23 protein-coding genes, 3 pseudogenes and 1 CRISPR repeat array are annotated in these 26,893 nt (G+C 41.6%); of the genes and pseudogenes, 1 reads left to right on the top strand and 25 read right to left on the bottom strand.

Going from position 1 to position 26,893, the window contains the following annotated elements; genetic code table 11:
- Positions 1-23: 23 nt before the first annotated feature.
- The 8 genes and pseudogenes from NE671_RS11470 to NE671_RS11435 all read right to left on the bottom strand — a co-directional run bounded on the left by NE671_RS11470 (position 24) and on the right by NE671_RS11435 (position 6,779).
- A complete protein-coding gene (locus NE671_RS11470) occupies positions 24-2,072 on the bottom strand; it encodes a M56 family metallopeptidase (RefSeq protein ID WP_256163991.1) in 2,049 nt (682 codons plus the stop codon).
- On the bottom strand, positions 2,059-2,382 hold the full coding sequence (locus NE671_RS11465; RefSeq protein WP_044951768.1) for a BlaI/MecI/CopY family transcriptional regulator: 324 nt from the start codon (positions 2,380-2,382) through the stop codon (positions 2,059-2,061). Before NE671_RS11465 ends, NE671_RS11470 begins: the two co-directional genes overlap by 14 nt.
- A 175-nt stretch (positions 2,383-2,557) precedes the next feature.
- A complete protein-coding gene (locus NE671_RS11460; protein WP_008707145.1) occupies positions 2,558-2,935 on the bottom strand; it encodes a TnpV protein in 378 nt (125 codons plus the stop codon).
- 55 nt (positions 2,936-2,990) lie between these two features.
- Positions 2,991-3,116: pseudogene (locus NE671_RS11455) on the bottom strand (sporulation transcriptional regulator SpoIIID); the annotation flags it as partial.
- 89 nt (positions 3,117-3,205) lie between these two features.
- The gene (locus NE671_RS11450; protein ID WP_110103083.1) at positions 3,206-3,880 is read right to left on the bottom strand and encodes a TMEM165/GDT1 family protein; all 675 of its coding nucleotides are present in this window, start codon (positions 3,878-3,880) and stop codon (positions 3,206-3,208) included.
- Positions 3,881-4,154: 274 nt separating this feature from the next.
- Positions 4,155-5,096 (bottom strand): TPM domain-containing protein, encoded by a 942-nt coding sequence (locus NE671_RS11445; protein WP_256163990.1) that lies wholly within the window; start codon positions 5,094-5,096, stop codon positions 4,155-4,157.
- 56 nt (positions 5,097-5,152) lie between these two features.
- Positions 5,153-5,719 carry a LemA family protein gene (locus NE671_RS11440; RefSeq protein WP_195274555.1) on the bottom strand — a complete coding sequence of 189 codons (567 nt, stop codon included), beginning with the start codon at positions 5,717-5,719 and terminating at the stop codon, positions 5,153-5,155.
- Between the two features lie 115 nt (positions 5,720-5,834).
- Positions 5,835-6,779, bottom strand: a complete 945-nt coding sequence (locus tag NE671_RS11435) for a ketopantoate reductase family protein (RefSeq protein WP_195274556.1) — start codon at positions 6,777-6,779, stop codon at positions 5,835-5,837.
- A 292-nt stretch (positions 6,780-7,071) separates the two neighbouring features.
- Between NE671_RS11435 and NE671_RS11430 the strand changes: the two genes are divergently transcribed.
- Positions 7,072-8,160: a pyridoxal phosphate-dependent aminotransferase gene (locus NE671_RS11430; protein WP_256163989.1), complete on the top strand. Its 1,089-nt coding sequence runs from the start codon at positions 7,072-7,074 to the stop codon at positions 8,158-8,160.
- 170 nt (positions 8,161-8,330) lie between these two features.
- Here the strand turns inward: NE671_RS11430 and NE671_RS11425 are convergent.
- The 17 genes and pseudogenes from NE671_RS11425 to NE671_RS11345 form a co-directional block, all read right to left on the bottom strand.
- Positions 8,331-8,660 (bottom strand): annotated as a pseudogene (locus tag NE671_RS11425) (glycosyltransferase family 2 protein); the annotation flags it as partial.
- Between the two features lie 281 nt (positions 8,661-8,941).
- Positions 8,942-10,216: direct repeats of the CRISPR family, unit length 30 nt; unit sequence CTTTACATTCCACAATGTTTCTATTAATAC.
- A gap of 178 nt (positions 10,217-10,394) precedes the next feature.
- Entirely contained in the window at positions 10,395-10,673 is a 279-nt protein-coding gene (gene cas2, locus NE671_RS11420) for a CRISPR-associated endonuclease Cas2 (protein WP_015526369.1), read from the bottom strand.
- Positions 10,674-10,676: 3 nt separating this feature from the next.
- The gene (gene cas1b / locus NE671_RS11415) at positions 10,677-11,669 is read right to left on the bottom strand and encodes a type I-B CRISPR-associated endonuclease Cas1b (protein WP_178687408.1); all 993 of its coding nucleotides are present in this window, start codon (positions 11,667-11,669) and stop codon (positions 10,677-10,679) included.
- A gap of 27 nt (positions 11,670-11,696) precedes the next feature.
- On the bottom strand, positions 11,697-12,191 hold the full coding sequence (cas4, locus tag NE671_RS11410) for a CRISPR-associated protein Cas4 (RefSeq protein ID WP_256163988.1): 495 nt from the start codon (positions 12,189-12,191) through the stop codon (positions 11,697-11,699).
- 10 nt (positions 12,192-12,201) lie between these two features.
- Positions 12,202-14,601 carry a CRISPR-associated helicase Cas3' gene (gene cas3 / locus NE671_RS11405; protein WP_256163986.1) on the bottom strand — a complete coding sequence of 800 codons (2,400 nt, stop codon included), beginning with the start codon at positions 14,599-14,601 and terminating at the stop codon, positions 12,202-12,204.
- A gap of 98 nt (positions 14,602-14,699) precedes the next feature.
- Positions 14,700-15,413, bottom strand: coding sequence for a CRISPR-associated protein Cas5 (cas5, locus tag NE671_RS11400; RefSeq protein WP_256163985.1), 714 nt, complete (start codon positions 15,411-15,413; stop codon positions 14,700-14,702).
- Positions 15,391-16,272: a type I-B CRISPR-associated protein Cas7/Cst2/DevR gene (gene cas7i, locus NE671_RS11395; protein WP_174095684.1), complete on the bottom strand. Its 882-nt coding sequence runs from the start codon at positions 16,270-16,272 to the stop codon at positions 15,391-15,393. The genes cas5 and cas7i overlap by 23 nt, the downstream gene beginning before the upstream one ends.
- Before the next feature lie 2 nt (positions 16,273-16,274).
- On the bottom strand, positions 16,275-17,978 hold the full coding sequence (locus tag NE671_RS11390) for a Cas8a1 family CRISPR/Cas system-associated protein (protein WP_237972100.1): 1,704 nt from the start codon (positions 17,976-17,978) through the stop codon (positions 16,275-16,277).
- Positions 17,979-17,991: 13 nt separating this feature from the next.
- On the bottom strand, positions 17,992-18,714 hold the full coding sequence (gene cas6, locus NE671_RS11385) for a CRISPR-associated endoribonuclease Cas6 (RefSeq protein WP_174095685.1): 723 nt from the start codon (positions 18,712-18,714) through the stop codon (positions 17,992-17,994).
- 498 nt (positions 18,715-19,212) lie between these two features.
- Positions 19,213-19,989, bottom strand: a complete 777-nt coding sequence (locus NE671_RS16070) for a TatD family hydrolase (protein WP_256163995.1) — start codon at positions 19,987-19,989, stop codon at positions 19,213-19,215.
- 24 nt (positions 19,990-20,013) lie between these two features.
- Positions 20,014-20,421: pseudogene (locus NE671_RS16065) on the bottom strand (MOSC domain-containing protein); the annotation flags it as partial.
- A gap of 438 nt (positions 20,422-20,859) precedes the next feature.
- Complete coding sequence (locus NE671_RS11370) at positions 20,860-21,348, bottom strand: MogA/MoaB family molybdenum cofactor biosynthesis protein (protein WP_256163984.1); 489 nt, start codon at positions 21,346-21,348, stop codon at positions 20,860-20,862.
- A gap of 3 nt (positions 21,349-21,351) precedes the next feature.
- Entirely contained in the window at positions 21,352-22,341 is a 990-nt protein-coding gene (gene moaA, locus NE671_RS11365; RefSeq protein ID WP_256163983.1) for a GTP 3',8-cyclase MoaA, read from the bottom strand.
- Positions 22,341-22,820, bottom strand: coding sequence for a cyclic pyranopterin monophosphate synthase MoaC (gene moaC, locus NE671_RS11360; protein ID WP_021653088.1), 480 nt, complete (start codon positions 22,818-22,820; stop codon positions 22,341-22,343). Before moaC ends, moaA begins: the two co-directional genes overlap by 1 nt.
- A 12-nt stretch (positions 22,821-22,832) precedes the next feature.
- Positions 22,833-24,812, bottom strand: coding sequence for a methionine--tRNA ligase (gene metG, locus NE671_RS11355; RefSeq protein ID WP_114002702.1), 1,980 nt, complete (start codon positions 24,810-24,812; stop codon positions 22,833-22,835).
- Between the two features lie 600 nt (positions 24,813-25,412).
- Entirely contained in the window at positions 25,413-25,859 is a 447-nt protein-coding gene (locus NE671_RS11350; RefSeq protein ID WP_092073405.1) for a threonine/serine exporter family protein, read from the bottom strand.
- 145 nt (positions 25,860-26,004) lie between these two features.
- Positions 26,005-26,760, bottom strand: coding sequence for a threonine/serine exporter family protein (locus tag NE671_RS11345; protein WP_256163982.1), 756 nt, complete (start codon positions 26,758-26,760; stop codon positions 26,005-26,007).
- Positions 26,761-26,893 lie beyond the last annotated feature (133 nt).

The raw sequence follows: 26,893 nt of genomic DNA, 5'->3' as shown, positions 1-26,893 counted from the left end.
TCCTCGTTTCATTTAGCACTAACTTAATGCTTCGCCTCTGAATTATATTCCGCAAATGTTTCCGTTTCCGGATTAAATTCAGTAAATAATTCCTGCATTCTATTTTTGCTTACTTTTTGAAAGCTGCTAATCTTTCCACTTTTGTCTCTCGTTACTTCAATGTACATAGTGCCATTGCTGTTAGAAAAGATTCCCCTTCCCTCATCATATAAATCTGCTATAATCTTACCATCATAAACCCAGTTTCCTTGAGCATCACAGGATACTCCATAATCAGCATACTCCTGTGGAACAGCAATATTAAGACCTTTTCCCTCTTCACTGCTATATTCGCCCATGTCATCAGCCGCTATGTTCTCACTTCCTCCTTCTTCAAAAACAGATCCTTTCATTTCATCTGCAGTTACAGCTTCTCCGCCGGAACTTTCAACCAATGCCGCCGGTTCTGACCAAAAATCATCTGATAACGGTTCTGCCTTTACGTCTGTGATGGTGCCATAGTTTTCCCTTTGCACTTCAACTCGAAGCGTACCTCCACGTTTGGAACTTATTGTATAAGTACCCGGCTTAAACTCATCCCGGAAATATCCAATGGTCTTTCCATCATACATCAGAAATCCTGTTTCTTTCTGGTAAGTTATTCCCGCTTTTGCATATTCAGAAAGCTGTTCTTCGCTGAATACATTTTCATTACTGTCTTTATTTTCGGTGACCGTTTCTGCTTCCTGCTTCGCATATTCTATATTTTCCGGAGAATATGCCATTGTAATTCCCACTGCATCATCAGATGATTTCGACAACTTCATCCCATCTTTTATTTTTTGAAGATTATCCTCATAAAGTGCAATCGTCTCATCTACCTTTTCCTGTGTCCATACAAACCATCCGTCGCCGCCTGTATAAGCTTTTTCACCAATCATAGACTGCAGAACTTCTTTTTCCTCGTCCAGCCATTTCGCATACTCTTCTGCTGTCCACCATTCCACATCCGAACTTGAAAGTGATTCATCTTCCCGGATATTCACTTCGTTTAAAGCAACTGTTGTTTCACCGTTTTCTTGCGCTGTCTCTGTCTTTTTCTCCAAGGATGATGCGGAAGTTGCAAATCCACCTGTCACGCAAATTACCAATACTGCACTTATCATTACTGCAAACTTAGATGTCTTCTTTATCTTCATAATTGCTCTTATCCTCTCTTCAATCGCATTTTTACTGAAACTGTTACATAATGGTGTCAGTCCGCTCTTTTTTTCTTCCATAGATATTAAAGCAGTTGCATATACCGACTTTATATCCATTCCAAATCTACGGACTACGGTTTCGTCACAGGATAATTCCAAATCTCTGTTAAAAAGAATATACATTACCCACACAAGAGGATTAAACCAATGAATGCATACTGCAGCAATCATTATCAGCTTTGTAAGCATATCAAGCCGTCTGATATGCACATATTCATGTTCCAACACATAACGAAGCTGATAAATATTTTTCCATTCTGTATTTTTCGGCATTAAAATAACTGGGCGAATCACACCATAAGAAAGTGGTGCAGCTATGGTTTCTGTCTGCCGGATGGATAGACTCCTTTTTAGTGGATGTTTTTCCTTCCATGCTTCCAAAATATCATTTTCAACAGGCAGCGAAAATCGAAATTCCCGATAACATTTTATATAGGAAACCGCAAAAAATCCAAAACAAAGTAACAGACCTGCCAGCCATATTACACTCAAAATCGAAATGGATTCTGTTCTCTGTACCATAGCCTCTGATAATCCATTTGCTATCTCAGGCATATTCCCATGAATGGGTAAAAATGTTGTCGTTTGCGCCGTTCTCACTGGGTTTATATCAGAATAAATACTCTGCAACAGAGAATAAATACTTGTGACTGATTTTATGGAAAATGGAACTAATAACCGTATTAATGCAATCCACCATAAAATCAAAAATGTTTTCTTCGGTAATCTGTTGATAAGCACAGCCCTTAATACCACAATAAGTAAAATAATAACCGTTCCCAGAAAACTCATTTGCAGCAGGCTCATATACATCACCTCATTCCAATTCACTGACGATCTGCTTCAGGTTCTTAATCTGCTCCATAGAAAGTTTTTTTCTGCCAAGAAGTGCCGCAAACAACTTGTCAACAGATCCATCATATATCTTATCAATAAGTTCATCTGTTTCCAGATCCTGTACCTGTTCTTTTGCTATAAGCGCATGGCACATAAATCCCGGTTCCGTTCGTTCAATCGCGCCTTTATTGATACACCGCTTAATCAATGTATACGTTGTGTTTTTATTCCAGCCGACTTCTCTGTTTAAAGTATCTGCAACATATTTCGCTGGCACGTCACCATCCTTCCACAGAACATCCATTACCTTTAATTCCGAATCAAAAAGTTTGATATTTTCCTCTGTCACTTGTTTCGCCTCCTATAAGACTACAGTAGTCTGTTCTTGTTTTCAGACTACCACAGTCTTATAGCATTGTCAATCATTTTCTGTCGCTAGGAAAAGAAAAACAGCCAGCCTTTCGGCTGACTGCTCCATACTAAATATAAACCATTTCGTTCAGTACAATTTCTTCTGCTCTGTTTCTAATATTATTACACCGTTGTACCCAAAGCATAGCATCTTTCCGCTTCAATTCCTCCGTCACTCCCTCAGCCGCTTTCATCTGATCAACAATACACGTAAACCGTTCCTCCGCTTGTTCGTCCAAATCCTCCAGATAGCTCCAAAGTTTTCCGGTCAGCAGTAAACTGGAATATCTACCGTAGCACTGCTTTTTCAGATACTCCCTGTGCATTCGTCCCCACTTACCGATAGATCGCTTTTCCTCCGGCAGCTTCAAGTCTGGGATATAATAATCCCCGACAAGTACATAATCAATGCCATTCTCCGTAATTCTTGTTTTCAAATCCTTCATGGTTCGTTCCTCCTTGGTTTTTCTTATTCTATTACCCAAACGAACCGTTCTATATTGTTACTTCCATATGTACCGTGCTCTTACTGATCCCGAATTTCTTAGCTGCCTGCCGCACCGTAGCCTTTGTTTCAACAATATATCCTGCGATCTCAACTGCACGTTCTTCAATATAATCCTTCACTGCCAAGCCCCCGAAGACGCTTTTTTACAGTGTATGCGGAGGCTTTTTCAGGTATGAACCCTATTCTGTGCAAAGCTCCTTATAATAATTTAATTCTTTTTCGCCTGCTTATAAAGCACAAGACAGACGATCACAAACACAACCGTAACCGCTACGGTAAGCGGAAGGATCATAGAAGAGCCCGCCCCAAGCAGAAGGCCAAATCCCTGTCTCAGCGTCAGGATTCCAAAGATGGAAAAAATAACAAATGCAACTATATTGAGGATTCCCTCCGGTGCCTTGCTTTTCAGAAGATATCCGATCAGAAGTCCGATCACATCCGCTGCAAAAAGTCCCAGTGAACAGGCAAGCCATACCACAACCGCTGAACTCAGTCCCTCATTGGCACCAAATGTAATTGCGGTAAGCTGTGTCTTATCCCCCAGCTCCGCAACAAAAAATGTGCAGAATACAGACAGCGGTGCAAATCTGATCTTACGATCCTTAACATTCTCTTCCTCATCATCGTCACCCTTCAGTGTTGTCACCGCAAAAAACAGGAACGCTGCACCTGCGATCAGACGGATCAGCCAGGTAGGGACCACGGTACTGATAATACCTCCTGCAAGCACTGCCAATCCGTTGAGCACCAGGACAGCAACACCGGTTCCAAGCAAAATATCCTTCAGCTTGAACCTGGAAGTCATTGCCACCAGCATCAGCTGTGTTTTGTCACCCATTTCCGCAATAAACTGGGTAAAAAGCACTTTCATAAATAACAGCATTTTTCTTCTCCTTTGCATATTCATCCACTCCGGAGCCATAAAAAAAGACCCACGTATACTTTATCTCTGTAACAGAAATAAAATATACATGAGTCTCATTCTTTAAGATTTGCCAGGTGCATGCACCAGTATGTTGACAAACCACGTCTACACGCGAATTACTCCCTCACGGAATTGATTTTCGTCATTGTAGCAAAGTTGAGAAATTTTGTCAAGAGCATTAAAAAGCTCCGCCTGTGCTGTACAAGAGAACCGGCGATTCATGCCGACACCACTAGAAATCCCTGCCTGCACCGCCACCGCCGAAGCTTCCTCCGTCTCCGGAGTTTCCGCTGTCGTAGCTGTCATAATCATCATCTCTGTCATCGTCATTACCGGAACTTCCGCCGCTGCTTTTTCCCCCTCTTCCCAGGGTCCAGCTCAGCGGAAACAGGGAATTAAAGAGCCGATGCAGTACACTCATACGGCTGAAATTCTTTTTCCAGTAGTCTGCGGTATCCTTTCCCGACAATTTCATTATCAGGCCCTTCAGAACCAGAACTATAGTTACGATAAGAAATACAGGCAGCATCACGCACAGCAGATATGCGCCCACCATGAGCAAAACGATCATCACAAGCCCCAGTGCGATCTCCCAGACAGTTCCATCCTCCTCATCGTCGTCCACATCCTGCTGCACCTTCTCATACCTGGGAGCTGTTATCTTCTCCAGGCCGTATTCCTCACGGATCTCATTTAGCAGTGCATAATAAAGCTCCACGGTACCTTTTTCAAACTGATTGTCTTTATAGGAAGGAACTGCATATTCATCCAGAAGTCGTCCGGTCTTTGAATCAGGCAGCTTTCCCTCAAGACCGTAGCCAACAGATACCCAGACTTTACGGTCCGAAACCGAAAGGACGATCAGGACACCATTATTTTTCTTCTTTGAACCAATTCCCCATTTGCGACCGGTTTCCACTGCATAATCACTGATGTCTTCCCCATCGGTGATATCCACGGTAAGGACAACCAGCTGGGCTGTGGTATCCTCATACAGCTGCTCACCAGCCTTGCAAAGTTCTTCCTTCCAGGTATCGCTGAAAACCCCTGCATAATCATTAACATAGAATTCTTTTGTGGCAGACGGGATCTTCCCGAAGGCTGCCAGCGTACTTCCGGACAGCGTCAATACAAAAGCCAGCAGCACAGCCATCCGTCCGATCCATTTTTTCATAGGATATTCTCCCTCTATCCGTTCTTTCATTTCATCAGAACAATGGTCTGATCTTATCACTCTGCCAGCATATCCCCTACATCCGGCGTATCTGCTGCTGAATCATCGGCCTCAAAATATGACGCCTTCTCAAAGCCAAGCATGGAACCAAATACATTCCCAGGGAATTTCACAAGCCTTGTGTTATAAGCTTTCACAGCCTCATTATAATCTTTTCTCGCTACAGAGATCCGGTTTTCACTTCCGGACAGTTCATCCATCAGGCCCACATAAGTAGTATCACTTTTCAGTTCCGGATAATTTTCCACCACAACCTTCAGACCGGAAAGTGCACTGTCCATCTGCTGATCTGCCTCAGATTTCTCTTCCACAGTATCCGCATTCATCAGCTGGTCCCTCGCCGCCAGAACCCTGTCAACAACCCCCGTCTCATGCTTCGTGTAACTTTTTACCGTGCTGACGAGATTCGGGATCAGATCTGCACGTCTCTGCAACATGGTATCCACATCAGCCTCTGCAGTTTCCACAGCTTCTTTATTTCCGGCAAGCCCGTTGTAACTGAGCATAAGTCCTCCGGCAAGGACCACGATCACTGCAATAACAGCCAAAAATACTTTCTTCATCTCTTTTCCTCCCTTCCGGTATCACAGATAACCTTTCAGCCTGCGATACAGGATTTTTTATATCCCCATTGTACCAGAGCATACAGGATTCCACCAGAAAAGCTCACCTTTTCGGTCAGAATTTTTCTGCTATTTCCATAAGGCCCTGATATATTTTTTCGGAAAGCGGAATGGAAACACCAAGTCTCTTCGCTTCTTTCACAATATAGCCGCTGAAGGTTTCCAGCTCCGTCTGTTTTCTCCGGATGCGAAAATCTCTCTGCAGGGAGCTGGTTGCATTATCTGCATGTACATAGCGGAATTTATGGATCACCTCATTGATGTGCTCATCCGTCAGCGCAACCCCCTTGGCCTGACCTACACTGGCAGCTTCCCATACAAGCTTCTCATACTGCTGCGCTTTCACCGGATCTCTGCGAAGCTCCCCGATGGTATTATCATAAAAAGCAGTCATCACATTAAAGGCACAGTTGAGGATATACTTTCTCCAGATCTCCACCTCGATATCTCCCTGATCCTTATAGTCAATATCCGCACCTTTCAGGATCTCTGCCACTTCTGCAACTTTCTTCTGCTGCTGTTCATCCGCATCTTTGATTCCAATACAAAGCCACGTAAACGTATCCTGCTGGGAAATGGAAAAATCCTCATTGGCAAAAGCCACCGTATAGATCAGCGAATCCACAACCGTTCCCTTACCAACCAGACGGCGGATGTTTTCTCCCGGGTCCACACCATTCATCACAGGAATGATCACTGTGTCATCCGTGACCATGTCCCGGATACTTTCGCACACCTCAGCCAGAGAATAATTTTTTACACAGATAAAAATATAATCCTGCTGTCCCATATCCTGAATTGGAACTACCCGCTCTGGCTTTGCCACGATCTCACCTTTATAATCACTGTGGAGCACCAGGCCTTTTTTCCGGATGCTCTCTGCCCTGGCGCCACGTGCAACCATCGTCACATGAGGATACGCCTTCGCCAGCAGCCCGGCTATGTAACCACCAACACCACCAATTCCGATCACTGCGATCTTTTTCTCTTCTGTATTCATATTTTCTGTTTCCTTTCCTGCTGTTTCTCCCTGAAAACTTACCCGCCCGGGAAAATGTGGATATTCACGATTCGCATTGACAAACAGCATGGATATTCACAATCTACATTCGCTACCTGCTCATTGTATCAAATATTCCCATACATTTCTAGAAAGCAATTTTCAGTAATATCCTGTTCAAAAAATATAGAAAAATACAGAAACTTTTTATCCCGTCTTTTTTTGTCCCGGATTCTGGTGTATACTGGATATAAATTTTTTACGAAAAAAGCAAAAATGTGAGGTGACAAAAATGGATACCAAACCCGTTTTTCACGGAAGTGATATAGAAAAGATCTGCAACTACTACAATCTGAAAAAAGAAAACATCGTCAAATTCGGTGCAAATGTCAATCCTCTGGGACTTTCCCCAAAAGTCGGCAGAGCCATTGCAGAACACGTGGATATCCTTTCCTCCTACCCGGACAGAGAATACACATCCCTTCGGAATACGATTTCCAGCTACTGCAATATTCCCGCTGATTTCATCCTTCCGGGAAACGGCTCCAGCGAGCTGATCTCCCTTCTGATCCAGGAGCGTGCCCCGAAGCATACTCTGATCCTTGGACCTACCTATTCTGAATACTCCAGAGAGCTCTCTTTCTCCGGAAGTACCCAGGAATACTACCACCTTCAGGAAAGCAATGATTTCGAGCCGGACATTCCGGATCTCTGCCGGAAGCTGGAGCAGGGCTATGATTTTCTCATCCTCTGCAATCCCAACAATCCGACCTCCTCTGCCATCACCCAGGAAGAGCTTCGCAGACTTATCGGTTTCTGTGCAGAAAAAAATATCTTCGTGATGATCGACGAAACCTATGTGGAATTTGCCCCGGATATCAACGCCATCACCGCAGTTCCGCTGACACGGGAATTCACCAATCTCATGGTACTCCGCGGCGTATCCAAATTCTTCGCTGCTCCCGGAATGCGCCTGGGCTACGGCATCACCGGAAATATGGAATTTCTTGCAAAAATGCGCGAAAAACAGACACCATGGTCACTTAACAGCCTTGGTGCCTTTGCAGGAGAGATCATGCTACAGGATGAAGATTATATTAAAGAAACCAGAAATCTGATCCTTTCCGAACGCGACCGGATGATCCGGGAACTGAGGGATACAAACACCTACAAAATCTATCCCGCCTATGCAAACTTTATCCTGCTCCGGATCATGAAAAACGGACTGACCTCCTATGACGTATTTGAAGCCTGCATCAGACAAGGCATGATGATCCGTGACTGTTCTTCCTTCCAGTGCCTGGACGGGGAATTTGTACGATTCTGTATCATGATGCCGGAGGATAATTCACGGCTTGTTAAAGTGCTGAAATCGCTGTAAAAGCTGTACAATACGATCCGGGATTTCCGGATCCCCTGTTTTATGTCTCCGGTGCCTGACAGACTCGGCTCTACCTCAGTGATGGGATACATGACAAATTCTACATCAACGTAGTAGCAGTTTTCATCGATCTTCCGCCCCGCCTGTCTGGCAGGCTCCGTCCCTTCCGTTTCAAGGCAGTCCACCAGCCTGCAGAAAGCATCCCTTTCTACCCAGTCATCACTGTCCAGGATCTTCACATACTCACCGGACGCCATCATAAGACCTGTGTTGATTGCTGAACCATGACCACCATTCGCCTTATAAATGATCCGGAAGGTATCCGGATACTGCTCCACAAACTCATACGCGATCTCCGCAGAACCATCCTTGGAGCCATCCAACACCACCAGCACCTCGATCCGGTCCAGCGCCTCCCCGATCACCAGAGATTCCAGACACTGCCGGATATATTTTTCCATATTGTAGACAGGTACGATCACCGTCAGAACTTTGTCCATACTGCTATCCATCTCTCTTCCCTTACACGAACTCTGATCTGCCAGCCAGCTTCTTCAGATTCAGATCTCATCAACTCCTGAAACTGCTTTATCTGCGTATATTATCGGGATGGAAAAATTGGAATACAATGGACTTTGCGAAGGTTGAATGAAGATTTAACGTGGGGTTAACATTAAGGGGGGGGGAATGCCTCGAAGAATCTTGCTTTACACTGGTTAGTCAGCCCTCGGTTAACATTAAGGGGGGGGGGGAATGCCTATGTAAAAAATTGTTCTTAATCTTTGACACTCCATAATGTTTCTATTAATACAATCTTCCGGATTTTTTCTCCTTCTTTTTTTAGCAGCTTTACATTCCACAATGTTTCTATTAATACTCTGCTCTTCGGTCAGTTTTCTCGGGGCTCGTAAATTCTTTACATTCCACAATGTTTCTATTAATGCCAAGACCGTAACGCTTATAAATGCGATTTGCATACGCCTTTACATTCCACAATGTTTCTATTAATACTGAGTCTGATTCCAGTTTTGTGTAACCAGATGCCACTTTACATTCCACAATGTTTCTATTAATACGTACCAGGTTTCCGAATTCTGCTGTTGACTGATACACCTTTACATTCCACAATGTTTCTATTAATACCGCTGCGTCGTAAATCATTAAAGAATCCGCATCCTCCTTTACATTCCACAATGTTTCTATTAATACCAGGCAATGCTGGGCGTAGAAGCTGACGGACAGTTCTTTACATTCCACAATGTTTCTATTAATACGACTGCTCGCGTGGATTAAACCGCCGGACACAGGACTTTACATTCCACAATGTTTCTATTAATACGAAACAACGGTAAGTGTTGAATTGTAATCATTTACCTTTACATTCCACAATGTTTCTATTAATACAGAGTAAGAACAGACATCGACTGTAGAGGGCTCTGCTTTACATTCCACAATGTTTCTATTAATACCGGAGTAACCCAGGAAGCAATGCAGACCATGATCACTTTACATTCCACAATGTTTCTATTAATACAAGTAACGGTTTTGTCGTCATAAAAAATCAAAATGTTCTTTACATTCCACAATGTTTCTATTAATACAACCGTGTAACCAATGTAACCAAGGTTTTCATATCTTTACATTCCACAATGTTTCTATTAATACCTGCCGGTTCATTACATCATTAAAGGCTCTGAGCACTTTACATTCCACAATGTTTCTATTAATACCAGTGATGCCACATCAACCGCAACGGAAAAAGTCCTTTACATTCCACAATGTTTCTATTAATACTTCGTTTCATGCCATTATATCACTAATGTTTGCCCTCTTTACATTCCACAATGTTTCTATTAATACATACGACGTCTGAAGCTTCAGATAAGCATGAATCTCTTTACATTCCACAATGTTTCTATTAATACAGTTCTTCAGGATGAAGATACCTATCCCTTCTATTTCTTTACATTCCACAATGTTTCTATTAATACATGTTTCTGTCAAAGCAAAAGATGACGTTGAGCATCTTTACATTCCACAATGTTTCTATTAATACCCGTGCTCCACATTCGCCTATAATACATCGTTTATTTTACCATTTTCTGTCGACCTTGTCATTTACAATTATTTTATACACAAAATAGATATTATAACACTCTATAAAACTTCCATTTTCCTTATAAATAAAGGCTTTGTCAACCTCCCGGGATTTTTCCCGTATCGTAGGTTGACAATTACAAAATAAAACTGGTTGCATCATCTTTCCGTCCCCAGAATTCCTTATCCAACCATTTTTCCTGCCTTGATTTAAAAATAATCACAGAATCCAATTCTTTATCTATACAGAACTTAAGTTCCTGTTGTAACTTTGCCAACTGAGCCTTAGAAATTTCACCTTCAAAAACAGAATTCTGGATATGCGTTAAATACCTTTTACAAATCTTAAAAATCCTCGACCAACGCTTCGAACCATTTTCCTGCTGACTCACATCATAAACCAAAACTACATACATAATTCACCACCATATTCTGAACCCTTCATATTCTTTTTCACCAAGCAGATGCTTTATCAACTTATAGCACTCCAACCGAAGTAAATACTGATAAGAAACCTGCCTTCCCAAATTCTTGTGCATCACAGTCTTTTTAAGATTCTTTTCAAGTTCAGATACAATCAGTTTAGAAGCATCTTTTTTCAAATGAAGAAAATTTAGTTCCTTCGTAAAACTATCCTCTGTAATCTGATTTCGATTCAACAACGAGAAAATCAATCTGTCACCAATCAATGGTTTAAACACTTCCGCAATATCCAGACTCAATGAAAATCGTCTTGCTCCAGGTTCATGCAGATAACTGATCGTAGGATTCAACTGTGTATGATAAATCTCGCCAAGCACTTTCGTATAAATTAATGTATTTACAAAAGAAATCAAAGAATTGATCATGTTATCTGGTGGATGCATTACACGCTTTTCAAACTGAATCTCCTGATTAACAATCACATTCCACGCAGCATAATATCTTCTCCTGATGTTCCCCTCAATTCCCATCAGTTCTTCAATCGTTGTCACACTACTTAGCTGTTTACGAAGAGAATCCACATCTCTGAGATATTCCGACACATCTTTTCCCCGACCATTATAATACCGAAGATTCCGATAAATACTATCTGCTGCCGCCTCTATAAATTTTCTTGCAAGAACCAGCCTTTTCTCATAATCTGTATAATAGCTGACCTGTTTCACCAACAGCTGGCCCGCTAGCAGACTTTCTCTCGGATAATAACTTCCCATATAAAAATTATAATAATTGAAAAAATGCATCGGAATCCCATACTGAGATATGTAATCAATAAACTTCGTATTAAACGACATCTCAGACATAACATAAATATCTGAAATCCGCTCAATAGGAATATCCCGCTTTTCACCATCATAATTTGTAAACTGAAGCGTATTATCTTTCCGTTTCAAATCCCCGTTATTATAAACATAAAAACTTTGCTTCATGCTTTTCCCCCTATACAAATCCAAAGTTTATATAGTACATAAATCATAATAAGCACATTTTTTGCATAATTTACTATTACCAGAAACCGGCAGAATCTCCTGATGTTTAATATCTGTAATCTCAATAATAATCCGCTCCAGAATTTCCACATCTTTTTCTGACAATTCAACAATTACCGACTTCTTCAGCAACGGATAATCAATCTTCCCTTTAAGTCCGCTCACCCCTCGTTTCTGCAAATAATAAAGATAATACTTCACCTGCCAGATTCCAGCATCTTCCACAGCCTTACTCTTCTTAATCTCATGCAGTTCCTTATGCTCACTGATAAAATCAATATTTATAATATCATCGATATTTACATGTTTATCCTTTTTCTTATAACTACTCTCATCCAGAATCTTACCAAGCATTACATCTTCATTCTCCGTTTCCATCCGAATATCATGACAAAAATACCATAATTTCCGCTTACAAACGAAATAATAGTAAATCATCACACCAGTGATTCTCTCATCCATACATTTTCTCCTACATAAAATATCCACACTGCTCAAGAATCTCAGATGTCAACAATCCCTGACCTTTTCCTGTTCTGGGATCAAATTCATATTTATATTCTGTACGATGAATATCTGTAACTTTTTTGCAATCTTTAAAACCAACAGAAACTCTGTCTACATTTTCTGGAAATTTATTATTATAAATACTCAAATTTAATGTCATATCCTCCAGTTTAGATCTTATAAGACTTTTCGTTTCTTTACTTATATTAGATTTCCGCAGAAAATCTGTTCCATATTCAAACAAATCCATTTTCTCCTGATAAATGTCTTCCGGTACAACTGTTACACTATCAATTTTTCGTATTTCAGCTTCTTTCAGTTTATAATCTACAGGATGAATTTTTGAAAGTCTTTGCAGACAATCTTCTATTTCTTTATAATAGCTCGTTTTTTTTATTTTGTCCGGATCATAAACCTGATTCATATATGTCGTTTTCATTCTTTCTACAAACTCTAAATTTTCATACTGAGCAAGCAAGTCCAACGAACGATCATACATAACCGGATCATAAATGCAATTTTTCCCAACACCATTTCTATTATCATATATAAAAATATTTGCTTCTTCCGGAAAACACCTTCCTTTTCTGTTACAACGTCCCATTCTCTGCAAAAGGCTGTCTGCTGTACACATTTCAGTATGTAGTATATCAAAATCTATATCCAGACTCGCTTCCACAATCTGCGTTGTTATCCATATTCCGTTTTCTTCTGACTCAGCAAAATCCATAATCTGTTTTTCCAGAAAAGCTCTGTCTCTTCTTATGTAACGCGAATGCAACAAATAAACATTTTCTGATTTCTCTTGCATTTCTTTATAAATTTTTTGTGCCCGGGAAACTGTATTACAGATAATCAAAACCTTTTTATTTCTGCCCTGCTCTAATATTTCATCAATATCCATTTCTGATTTTCTAATCTGAATCTTATGCCTTGCGACCTGATTTGTTGAGTATTCCTCTCCTGTAAAATCCTTAAAAAGATACTGTTTATTTTCTATCAGGCCATTTTCTTCCATAAAATGTTTGAGAACGGGCGGAAATGTTGCCGTAATAATTGCAAAACGCCCGCCCATTTCCTGGATTGTTTTCAATCCATATATAATAATCGCAATAACTGAAGGTTCATAGGATTGAATTTCATCTAATATTAATTTAGAATATTTCAAAGTTGCTGCAAAAATTTCCGTTCCCAGTGCTTTATATACAAATTTAAATAGCTGATCAACCGTACAAACAGTTAATGGCTGCGCCAGCATTTTTGCACGATCATATTTTACATTGATATCCAGTTCATTTTCTTCAAACTCTTTTAAATACATTGACATGCTATCAGAATGTAACAATGCAACATTTTCATAAGAATAATTATTTTTAATACGAGAATAAATCGCATTAGAAGATACCTTCAGGGGAAGTGTATAGAATCCCTTTTCTCCATCAAGCCATAACAATGCAGCTTCTGTTTTTCCGGAACCTGTAGGTGCTACAACAACCAGATTTTCATTTTTATGTTCCATCATAAATTTCTGTGCAGGCCGCAACTCTTTGTTCTGAAGATAAGTTTCTATATTTTTCCTTAATTTTTTCTCACGCAGATCCGGCTCAATTTCTGCCCTCTCATACCCTGCACTTACTGTGTAATCAAATTTATTAAGCAAGCCTTTGATCAAAAGATACTCTTCCCAAACTTTAGGTTCAATTGGTTCTCGGCGGGCATAAGAATTATTGCGATACAATAATTTAGACTGGTTACTGCAATATAATTTCTTGATATCTCTTTTCAAATATTTCCTTATCTGTTCTATATAATACTTTTCTGCATATTTCCGAATATCATCTCCCTCATAAACATCTTCCCGATCGTGATGATGATATATTGCTGTAATAAACGGTCTGAAATCTTTTTCTGATAATAATTCTGATAATTTTTTAAATTCCTTTCCTGATATAGTAACTGCACTTAAAAATCCATGAGGAATTTGTGTAATCCGGCTTATATGCGAATATGTATCTTTTACCTGAACTGAATTTACTAATCCCTGAAAAACCAGATTTGCTTTCCCCCAGTCATGCATTCTGCAAGCTTCTATAACCAGATGTTTTTCTTTTTCTGTAAAATATTCTCCGTATTCTAAAAAAAACATCTCTGCGCATCTTACAATGTCGTCCTGATGTTCCTTTAATGTTTTCTGTTCCTCTTCTTCTATATTCTGCAAATGAGCTATATTATTTTTAATAATCTTAAGATCTGTCTCTGTAAATTCATCTTCAAGATTTATTATAAGATTTTCCAATTCAGCTCTGACTTTATCTATTTCTCTCTGAGACAAAATCTTTTTTCTGGATTTTGCATAATACTCCATAGCTTTCTCCTTCCGGAGGCAGAGTATCTACTCTGCCTCCTCATAAGCCTGTCCATAAAGCTACTGCATTGCAAAGGTAATCGTCATTTCTTATTCAATCAGCAAAATATCAACGCTGCATCTTTCTCAAAATCATCTACATATGCTCCTTCACCTATTGAAGTTTTTGCTGAACAATAATATGCCTTTACTCTTCCATTTTCTTTTTTCCAACGACGCAGACCTTGCTTCGTAATTTCATATTCTTTTGTAAGATTATATATTGTTCCACGTTTGTCTCCTAAGTCGATTCCATAGTTCACCGGTATATACATATCTCTTTTCGTTTCCACTTCATCTTCCTGATGGATATTTACAATATCCACCCGTTCAATATCCAACAGATCTTCATATCGTCCCAATGATAAATATCTTGGCGGATATTTCAGTGAATTATATACTTTCTCAAAATCATCCTCTTCTGGAATCACATGTATTACCATATCATTGTCACAAACCAGTTCAACATTGGCAATTCCCCTGAAAATTCCGTATTTATCTCCATCTTCAACACAGATCTGATGCCGTCCTTCTTCATATTTCGTACCTGCTGAAAATGAATATCTTGTATAAAGCTCCGATACCGTTCCACTGTTTGTTCCCTGTATGCAAAGCTTCATTGGATGAAACTCTGTATAACCACAGGCTGCATGGATCATTCCAAGGACTGTAGAGTATGGTGGAAGAGGAAATGTCTCTTTAATAATAAAGCTGCTTGGTTTCTTATAATTTACCAGGTTCTGAAAACACTTAATCCTGATTGCCCTCTCCATAATACTGCTCCACTTCCTCTTTCAGATGATTAAACACTGAACCTACAGATTCTGTTTTTAATGCTTCTTTTAATTTATCCTCATTATCAAAAATACCAGCTGTAACACCTGCATACGTATAATTTCTGATATTATCATCCTCAAGTAATTCCTGCAGTGTACTTACATTGATCTTATTCTCATCTACTTTTACTCTGTTCTCAAAAAATGGATTTTTTCTGCTGTATCTACCTCCAATTATAAATAATGGACTGAGATTTTCTCTTCTTCCTTTAATATCTCTGTACAAATAATGAACAGAATCCAGGAGAACTTTCACTCTTTCTGCTTTATCCTCTTCTGCAATATTGATCTCACCATCTACACCAACTCTGTCCAGATCTATCGACATAGTATAAGAATAATAAGAGCGATGGATCTCACTCTGTGCAATACCATTCTGCAGATTTCCTCTCACAGCAAGTCCCATATTGGTCAAAAATTCAAGATTTCCCTGAAATGGTTCCAACGCAATGGCATTACTGAGTCTGGCAACTGCACTTCTCGTAGAAGCTCCACCTGTCTGATCTTCTCCCTTAGAAGTTGTTTTCATATATCCAAACAGATCGATCTCCGGATAGTCTGCAATTGTTGCAGAAGGAGCAAACTGTACTACTCCACTTTTTCCATCTACAGGTGTTGTATCCCAGCTTGCCTGCTGTACCATGTTATATCTCAGTGCCTGTCTGGAAATATATGAATACTCTTCGTAATCTCCTCTGGTCATCTTTTTCAGTGATGAAATATTTCCAATTCCCTCTCCATAATTTGCGCTTTCCGCCAGAAAAATCACTGTAAATGTTAAACCTTCTCTTTTCATAGTCATGCTTCCTCCTTTTTAGGCTCATAAGATCCCACTAATCCCATTACAAACGCATATCCATATTCCGTGAATTTCTGTTTATCATTTAACATCTGAACAAATCCTGTTGGTATCAGGAGTTCATGTCCATCTTCATTTCTCCTGGAACCATATGCACTGTATAAACGCATCACAACATCCATAAATTTATTTACATTTCTCACAGCTAACGCATTTAACAGCTGATATTCAATACCTCTAAGGCCTTCACTGGAAGTCATTCCCTTTGCAGTCATGATTACTTTTCTCAAATCCGCTCCACTTTTTTTCATAGCTCCACAACTCATAGAAATCTCCTTTCTTTTACCCACATTTGCAGGATATGCAACTACAAGTTCCGTCCAAAGTTGCACCTCATATACCCAGAAAATATAAAAATTCTTTGATTCCTCTTTTATATTTTCTTTAAACAGCTGATTTAATAACTGATACTGCTCCCGGTACTGCAAAAGATTCATAACTACTGTTTCATGTACATTTATAAAATTATCTTTAACTTTAGTGATCGGAGCTTTAGCTAACGCAGTTAATGCATCAGATACTCTTTTTTCCTTGATAATTTCCACTATTCTTCTGCGAATAATACTTAATTTATACCTGTCATCTGCACCTACTCCACGCAAGATCACCTGGGCATTTGATATTTCCTGTTGCTTTTCTCTTAATAAAACATTGATTGTCTCTGCAAACCACTGAGAATATTTTTTGTTCTCAGTTTTTTCTCCTTCTTTATCAATTCTTCCTATTTTAGAATTTGTATATAATAAAGTATTAATGCTGTCATTTGTATTTACAAAAACAAATTTATTTGCATACAAACGAAATCCCAGAGGGCTTAGAGCATATATAAAAGCACAACCCGGGCAAAGAAATGCATCTACTTTACAGTCCCAAAATGCAGAACGTTTTCTTGTAAAATCATCTCCAACCTCATTCATAAATGCTATCGAAACTTTTTCTTTCGGCCCTGTTGGATTGCCACAATCAATGCAGAGATCTTTCACCTTTTTATGATCTGTATTCAAATATTTTCGGAATGGTTCGGAGAAATCTTTTTCAAATACTTCTCGCATATCTTTCTTTGCATTAGGACGTAAAAGAAAACATTTTCCATTCCAGAACCTATTTATATAAGTATATATAATACTTTTCATTGCAAAGGTTTCGCTGCATTCTGGCTGATTTATAAACTCCTGAAGTTCTTTTAACCGGGTTTTTAATTCTTCTGATGTCAGCTTATCACTGAGTTTATTTTTCTTTAGTTTCTCATATATTTCTGGATTTTCAATCCTCTTTTGAATATTTGCAAAACCAGCCTGATAGCTGTTTGATAATAGCTTATCATTTATAAATTTCAGATCTTCTTTTTCCTGTTTTCCTGAATTCCAGTTTTCACTTTCTATCTTTTCAAGACATGATTGAATTTTATCTTTAATTCCCTGATATGTGCTGAATGGTCCAAAATATCTGATAAAAGCTTTAAAATACATATCCGTCCAATCTGCATTCTGTGCATAGTCCATGCTGACCCACATTGCCTGATTATCATCGGTATATCCAAAATCAACTTCTTTCTCAGCCCCCGCAGTTTCAAGCATGTAATGAAATCCTACAATTCCAGCATTCTTCAGGAAATCACCAAGAGTAATCACATATTTTTCCATGATGGTTTACCTCCTAATATATGACTTCCCACATCCCTTTTCCAAGTGATCTTCTTGTCCCCAATCCTGCTACACGCAGAAAATTTAATAGTTCCAGATTTCCTGTTATCTTATATACTCCGATGCTTCCATCTACTAAGCGGCTCCACGTCCTTGTTACCACTTTTTTCCCCTTCAATGGAGTTATAGAAAAATCACTGATATCCATTTCCAAATTCAATTTTTCAAGAAAAATACTCAGATTTTCCTTCACCATTTCTCCAAATTCCAGATCTTTACATGTGTAATACTTATCACTATTATTTATAGAATCATGCTTACGAACAATAAGTGCACTCCTCATTTTTATAATAAGTTCTGTATCCTGTATTTCTGGAATGTTTCGTATCTTTACTGCCATCAATCGCATAGAGTTCTGATTCATAGAATATGGCTTATATTTCATAAGTATAAATGCATTATAAAATTCAATCAGTTCCCCTATGTCTGCATCTGAAAATGTCATAGTAAATCGGTTCTGGTTAAGTAATATTTTTTCCTGTGTAAATCTTGCCCCAGGCAGGTATGTTGCCCAGGTATATTTTTTTAATATGGACGAATTTTTATTATAAAGCTTTTCAAAAAGTGCCGGAGAATAATTCTCTATTGTTGCTTTCAGAAAGCTAACCAAAACCTTGTCCAGTTCTGCCGGAATTTCAGTTGTCTCCAACTGAAATTCCAATTTTAATTCATTCATCTTGTTCCTCCCTTCTATGGTAATTAATTAAATTGTTTTCCTTCTTCTAAAATATCATATATCACAGCCTAAATCAATACATAAAATAAATAACATTCTAATGGAAATAATATTTTTTTCTTTAATTTTATACTTATGTCATATATAATATATAAAGAATAGGATTATCATTTTGGAATGTAAATTTAGATTGTTAATTATTAATCTATAATTTCTATAATAGCCCCATATTGGAACCCTGACAAAAGAAATTCCCCGTGGTGGTAAACTTTCGTGTCAACCATGCGCCGCCGGTACTGACAAGAGCTTTCTTTTAAGTTCTGAGAGATGCAGGAGAATGGCACGCCTGCCGGGTGATTTCCTTGTTGATCTGAAAAGGAGTCGTTGTTAAACAGATGTTTCATCTACTATACAACGGCTCCTTCTTCATTTCATATTACTAAACTCAAATGAACATTCGGCTATTTGCTCATAACAAAGCACTTTTTCCCAAGTTTATCAAATTAAATTCAACACCTTCATCGCATTACTCTCCGTCACAGCCACAACCTCCTCGCAGCTGATTCCCTTAATCTCTGCAATGGTTTTCACAACCTCCGGCAGATACAGGGAGCTGTTTCTTTTTCCACGGTTCGGCACAGGTGCCATGTACGGGCAGTCGGTTTCCAGCAGAATCTGATTCAGCGGTGCATACTCTGCCACTTCCTTCAGCTTCCGGGAATTCTTAAAAGTAACCACTCCGCCGATTCCGAGATAAAGTCCCATATTCAGATACTCTCTTGCAATTTCTTTGCTATAGGAAAAGCAATGGATAACTCCACCATACATCCCGTCCTTCATATATTCTTTCACGATATTCAGCGTATCCTCCGCGGCGTCACGGCTATGAATGATAAACGGAAGCTGTTTCTCACGGGCAATGTCCATTTGCTGGCGAAATACCTTCTGCTGAAGAAGATGCTCCTCCTTCTCCTTATGCCAGTAATAATCCAAACCGATCTCACCTACAGCCACAGTCTTTTCCATGTCGCAATATCTGCGGATCTCATCCAGAACTGCATCATCCACCTTATCCGCATCATCCGGATGAATACCCATTGCGCCATAAATAAAAGGATACTTCTCCACCAAATCATAAACCCGGTCAAAATGTCCCACAGAAGCACACACATCCACAATATGCCCGATCCCATTCTCCTGCATGCTATCCAGCATGTCAGAACGATCCTCATCAAAAGCTTCATCATCGTAATGTGCATGAGTATCAAAAATCATAGCTTTATCCACAGTCATCTCGTCACCGACGGAAACTTTTCCACCTTTCAGCACTCTTGTAAACACACCTTCCCGGGGCATGATGCACTCACCCATCTTCTGAAAAATAGCACAGCCATTGTGGCACTCCTTTCCGATCTGAGTCAGCTCCAGCACAACCTCACCACAGCGAAATCTGGTGCCAACCGGAAGCTTTGCAAAATCAATCCCTTCCACAACCAGATTCTCACCAAAAGCACCATCCTCGACCTCTGCGCCCTTCGCACGAAACGCATCGATCTTTTCACCGGAAAGAAGACTCACCTGCCGGTGCCACTTTCCGGCATGAGCATCCCCCTCAAGCCCCCAGTCCTCCACAAAAACCGCAGACCCAACATTCTTCTTCTGTGTTCCTTTCTTCTCACTGATACAAACCGCAAGTACTTTTCCCATAGCAAACTCCTATTAATCACACATCATTACCAAATTTATTCCTATATCATACCAGCAATATTGATTTCCAAAACCTACCACATGTAACTCTCAAGCCTCAGGAATTATGAATCGCTGGAGATGAATTTTAATCATAAAACCTACCACATTCAACAACCAGCCCAACGGAGGCAGGGCCAGTGCGGTGACGTTAGCGGAGCGGCCGTCGAGAGGCGAGTATAGCTGCTGCCACCGAGCGCCCTGTTTGAATACAAGCAGCATAAGCTGCTTGTATTCATGAGGAAGTAGCGAAGCGGATTCCGAATGTCCTCTGTCTCCAGCGAGTTGGCGCGAATGGCAGCAAACCAGCGACGCAGCCGAACAGGCCGCGCAGCGTGTCACCGTACTGGCCCTGCCTCCGTTGGGCGTCCGTTCGTTAGTCTAAGTATACACCACACACTACCGTCCGCATTCTCCAGCATCGCCGGTCAAAATCTCAATCCCATGCCCCAACGCCTCAATAATAACCTCCAGGCACTCCTTGACAGCCTTAGGGCTCCCCGGCAGATTAACGATCAACGTCCCCTTCCGGATCCCGGCCGTAGCTCGGCTCAGCATCGCCCGCTTCGTAATCGTCAGACTAAACGCCCGCATCGCCTCCGGAATCCCCGGCACACGCCGCTCGATCACATCCTCCGTAGCCTCCGGTGTCACATCCCTCTGAGAAAACCCGGTACCACCCGTAGTCAGGATCAGCTCCGCAAGCCCCAAATCTGCGATCTCAGCCATCCGGCTCCCAAGCATCCCACGGTCATCCGGCAAAACATCCACAGAAACAACCTCATACCCGGCCGCCTCCATAATCTCCTTCACAGCAGGACCACTAAGATCCTCCCGCTCTCCTCTGTACCCCTTATCACTAGAAGTAATCACAGCAACTCTCTTCATCACTCAACCTCCGATCTGAGCCATACAAAGCTTCTCCGTCTTATCATCCTTCTGTTTCTCCAGGCCTACGCCAAAAGCATGCCCGTCCGGTTTCTCCGCCAAAGCCTCCAGGATCACAGCCTTCAGCACCTCATCCGAACCACCACTGCGGATCACCTCCCGAAGATCCCTTCCCGCCGCATACTGCAGACAGGTCTTCAAAAAGCCCTGAGAAGTCAGCCGGATCCGGTTACACTCCCCACAAAACTTATGGCTCACCGCGCTGATAAACCCGATCTTTCCGGAAAAACCATCCACATCATAATAATGACACGGTCCATTCCCAAGGGGCTCCCCAACATACGGCGAAAACCGCGGAAGCTTTTCCCCAAGGATCCGAAGCAGTTCCTCCTCCGACACCCCATGAAATTCTTTTCCCATCCCAATGGGCATCATCTCAATAAACCGCACATGCACCCTGTGATCCCTGGCCAAAAGCGCCACCCGGCAAAGATCCTGCTCCGGGATCCCAAGAGGCACACAATTGATCTTCAGCGAAATCTCCGGATACTTCATTGCCTCCGAAATTCCTTCCAGCGTCCGCCCCAGTTCATCCCGCCGCGTGATCCTCCTGCTGCAGGCCTCATCCAGCGTATCCAGGCTGATATTCAATCCGTCCAGCCCCGCCCGGGCAAAATCACTCATCTGATCTTTCAGAAGCACACCATTTGTAGTCAGAGTCACCTTCTCGATCCCCGGCATATTTTTCAGTTTTTCCACCAGCTGAGGCATCCGCGGCCGTACAAGCGGTTCCCCACCGGTCAGCTTGATCTTCCGGATACCCAGCTCTGCCATCACCCGGCAGATCCTCAAAATTTCCTCTTCCTGCAAAATGAGGGAGCGCTCCACATGCTGCACTCCCTCCTCCGGCATACAATAAATACACCGCAAATTACATCTGTCAGTTACGGAAATCCTGAGATAATCAATATTTCTTCCGCACCTGTCTATCATTATTTTTCCTCAAAACGGAAATCTCCGCTTTTGCCTCCTGTTTTTTCTTCCAGATGGATATCAGACATAACCATGTGCTTGTCAATTGCCTTGCACATGTCATAAATGGTAAGAAGCGCCACCTGAACACCCGTCAGCGCCTCCATCTCCACGCCTGTTTTTCCCTCTGTTTTTACCGTGCAGAATACACGGATCACTCCCGCATCCTCATCGGTCTCAAAATCCACAGAACACTTCTGGATGGGAAGTGGATGGCACATGGGGATCAGCTCAGAAGTACGCTTCACACCCATGATACCTGCCACACGGGCCACACCAAGTACATCACCCTTTTTCACATTTCCGCTTTTTACCGCGGCCATGATCTCCGGGCTTACCTGAATGGAACCCGTGGCTGTTGCCGTACGGTGAGTGACCGGTTTGTCGGACACATCCACCATAACAGCATTGCCGTTTTTATCAAAATGATTCAATTCCATATCTGTCTATACTTAACAGATCTCAGCGCCTGCAGGCATCTCTTTCTCCGGTACCATCAGGGAAAGATTTCCGTCTGCATCCTCTGCACAGAGGATCATACCCTCGCTGAGGATTCCGGCAAGCTTGGCGGGCTTCAGGTTTGTAACGACCATAACCTTTTTGCCCACCATTTCCTCTGCGGAATAATGAGCCTTGATTCCGGATACGATCTGACGAACCTGACTTCCGATCTTAACCTGAGAGCAGAGAAGCTTTCTGGATTTCTTAACCTCCTCACAGGCGATGATCTCACCAACCTGGAACTGCAGCTTCTCAAAATCATCGAAAGTGATCTCCGGCTTTGCCTCGATATCGATCACATTCTCTGTTTTCTCCTCTTCTACCTCTTCCTTCGGCTCTTCTTTCGGCTCTTCTTTCTTCGGATGAAGCTTCTCAACCTTCTCAAGAACCTCTTTCAGGTCAAGTCTCGCAAAAAGGATCTCCGGTTTGTCGGTTACGCGGTTTCCTGAAGGATAAAGACCAAACTGCTCCATCTCCTCAAGAGTTCTCTCGTTTGCGTTGAGCTGTACAAGAATACGCTCTGTTGTACGCGGCATAAAGGATTTCAGAAGAGATGCGCCGATGCAGATTCCCTCAACCAGGTTATAGAGAACGGTTGCAAGACGATCCTGCTTTGTCTCATCCTTTGCAAGTGCCCATGGCATTGTCTCGTCGATATATTTGTTGCAGCGTTTGAACAGAGAGAATACCTCTGTGATAGCATCTGCCACACGAAGCTTGTCCATTTTTGCGGAAACGTTCTTCGGAACCTGAAGGATAAAGCTCTTAAGATCCTCATCAACCGGCTCAGTAACATTCTTATTCTCAACGACTCCGTTAAAATATTTGTTGGACATGGAAATTGTACGGTTTACAAGATTTCCAAGTGTGTTTGCAAGGTCGGAATTCAGTCTCTCAACCATCAGCTCCCATGTGATCACACCGTCATTCTCAAATGGCATTTCGTGGAGTACAAAATAACGGACAGCATCTACACCGAAGAACTCAACCAGCTCATCTGCATAGATTACATTTCCTTTGGATTTACTCATTTTCCCATCGCCCTGAAGCAGCCATGGATGTCCGAATACCTGTTTCGGAAGCGGAAGATCCAGAGACATCAGGAAGATCGGCCAGTAAATGGTATGGAAACGGATGATATCTTTTCCGATCAGGTGAAGATCTGCCGGCCAGTATTTGTTGAATTTATCGCTGCTGTTTCCGTCGCAGTCATAGCCGATACCTGTGATATAGTTTGTCAGGGCATCCAGCCATACATATACAACATGCTTCGGATCGAAATCTACCGGGATTCCCCATTTAAAGGATGTTCTGGATACACAGAGATCCTGAAGTCCCGGAAGAAGGAAGTTGTTCATCATCTCATTTTTACGGGACTCCGGCTGGATGAAATCCGGATGTGTGTTGATGTAGTCAATAAGCTTGTCTGCATATTTACTCATTTTGAAGAAATATGCCTCTTCCTTGGCAGGTACGCATGGACGTCCACAGTCCGGACATTTGCCATCTACAAGCTGGGACTCTGTGAAGAAGGACTCACATGGTGTACAGTACATTCCTTCATAATGACCCTTGTAGATATCTCCCTTTGCATACATTTTTTTGAAGATTTTTTTGACCTGCTCTTCATGGTTTTTATCTGTTGTACGGATGAATTTATCATAGGATGTGTTCATCAGATCCCAGATGCGTTTGATCTCACCGGAAACGTTATCTACGAATTCCTTTGGTGTAACACCAGCCTCCTCAGCCTTCAGCTCGATCTTCTGGCCATGCTCATCAGTACCTGTCTGAAAATATACGTCATAACCCTGCTGTCTTTTAAAACGTGCGATCGCATCCGCAAGAACGACCTCATAGGTATTTCCGATATGCGGTTTACCGGATGTGTACGCAATGGCAGTGCTGATATAATATCTCTGCTTTTCCATCTTTTCTTTCCTCCATAAATATAAAAATAAATTGTGTACTTACTCATAACGGACTGAAAATATATTCCGTCAAAACAGGAAATTTCCTGTCCGGGGACATTGGAAGATTACCAAGTAATTCTCAGCGACATAAAAAAACGTCTTCTCATACCATAATGATATGAGAAGACGAGTTATTACCCGTGTTACCACTTCTTTTCGTTCCTGCCTCGCGGCAAAAACCTCATCAGGTACAGCAAGCTCTATACCCTTCCGCTATAACAGGCGGTCCTGTCACTGCCTACCGCTGTCCGTTAAATCGGGCATTCGTACTTCGCTTATCGCGTTTAAACCGGTTCAGCAATGCCTCTCCGAAGCCATCTTCCATCTGCGCCTGCACATCCCTCTCAGTCTCGGAACTCCTGCATAAAGTGAACCTTTACCATTCACTCTGCCGCAGATCTATGACATCAACTGCGTCACAGCCTGCATCTAAAAAGTCCTCCGGGGATTTCCCTGTAGTACGGTGTACACATGTACTCTCTTCTTCCATGAGTTTTCCATATGGGAAAATCGTAACACATTTCCGATGGTTTGTAAACGGGGAATTTCGATACTGTATTACATTCTCCTCTGCCTGTACATCCACCGCCACGCCATCCGGAACGCAATGGTTGTCAGCGTCATTCCTGCTGCCATGCTCACCGCAAAAAGGATCGTATAGATTCCGTCTTTCTGGAATTTTGCCCAGTCCTTCATCAACATCCAGTTCATTGTCCGGTAAAGTGCTGCTCCCGGAATCAACGGAATTGTCGCGGAAACCAGGAATACAGTTACCGGCGTTTTATGAATTCTTGCCATACATTCTGCATACAAAGTAATAGCTACTGTTGACCAGAAACCGCACGCATACGGACTTGGCGTTATGAACTCTACTGCCAGATATACAGCCCAGGACAGACATCCACCCAATGCCGCAAACCAGAGTTTTTTTCCATGGATATTAAATAATGCCGCAAAGCCGAGGGATCCTGTGAAGGATACGACCAGCTGTATGATTTCCCGCATATTTTCCTCCTGAATAAATCATAACTACTATCAAATGCTCCCATTATCTGCTGCATTTCGCTACTCCGCAATTGATACAGTATGTGAACTCCTCATTCACTGCTTATTGCTTTTCGCAACCTTCAAGAGAACTTCCCTGATTCGGTTAAAACAACAGATTCGCCACCGTAAAACCAAGGCCCACGACCAGTGCCAGCAAAAGTGCCTCCATACATCGGATCAAACCTGTAATGGTATCTCCTGAAAACATATCGCGCAATGAATTGGTAAATGCAATTCCCGGTATCAGAAGCATGATATTTCCGATACTGATCAGATCCGCATGATGTCCAAGCCCGATCAGAACTGTAAGATTAGAAAGTACTCCGCCGGCTCCGCAGCAAAGAAGCACTGTCAGCAGCGAGTTTAATGCGCCCTTTTTTACAAAAGCCTCAAACAGCTTCAGAACGATACCAATCAGCGCAGAAGCGATCATATCGTTGACATCTCCTCCGAAAAACACGGAAAAAGAACCTGAAATTACAGCATAGATCAAAATCTGCGTTTTAAAAGAATATCCTTGTTTATCCCGGATCTTTTCCAGCCCCTTCTGGATCTCCTCCGGCTTCGGCCGATACTCACAGATATATCTGGAAAGCTGATTCAGGTCATCCAGCCGCCCCAGGTCATTGGCCATTCCCGGCACACGCCGCGTCTGGGTGCAAATACCGAAATCCTCTCCATAAATAGTCGTCACAATACTGGATGTGATAGAAAAAACATCTGCCCGGGTGGCTCCATATGCCAGGCAGATCCGCCGTATGGTATCTTCCACACGTCCAACCTCTGCTCCGCAGCAAAGAAGCTGTTCACCAATTGTCATCGCATAATATAAATACTGTTCCGCTTCCTCCCGCGTCATCCGGCATCCCTCACTTTCCTGCTTTATTTCATTTTTATCTATTTTAGGACACGTAAATATTAAAATCAACAAGGATTTTTTGTCTTAATATTCATTTCTTCTATATTTCCTCAAAGTAATAAGCAGATATTTT

It is taken from the genome of Blautia sp. DFI.9.10 (genome assembly GCF_024461705.1).
GTDB lineage: Bacteria > Bacillota > Clostridia > Lachnospirales > Lachnospiraceae > Blautia_A > Blautia_A fusiformis.
Note: the sequence above shows the minus strand (reverse complement) of the source record. Positions and strands in the feature narration are given on the sequence as shown.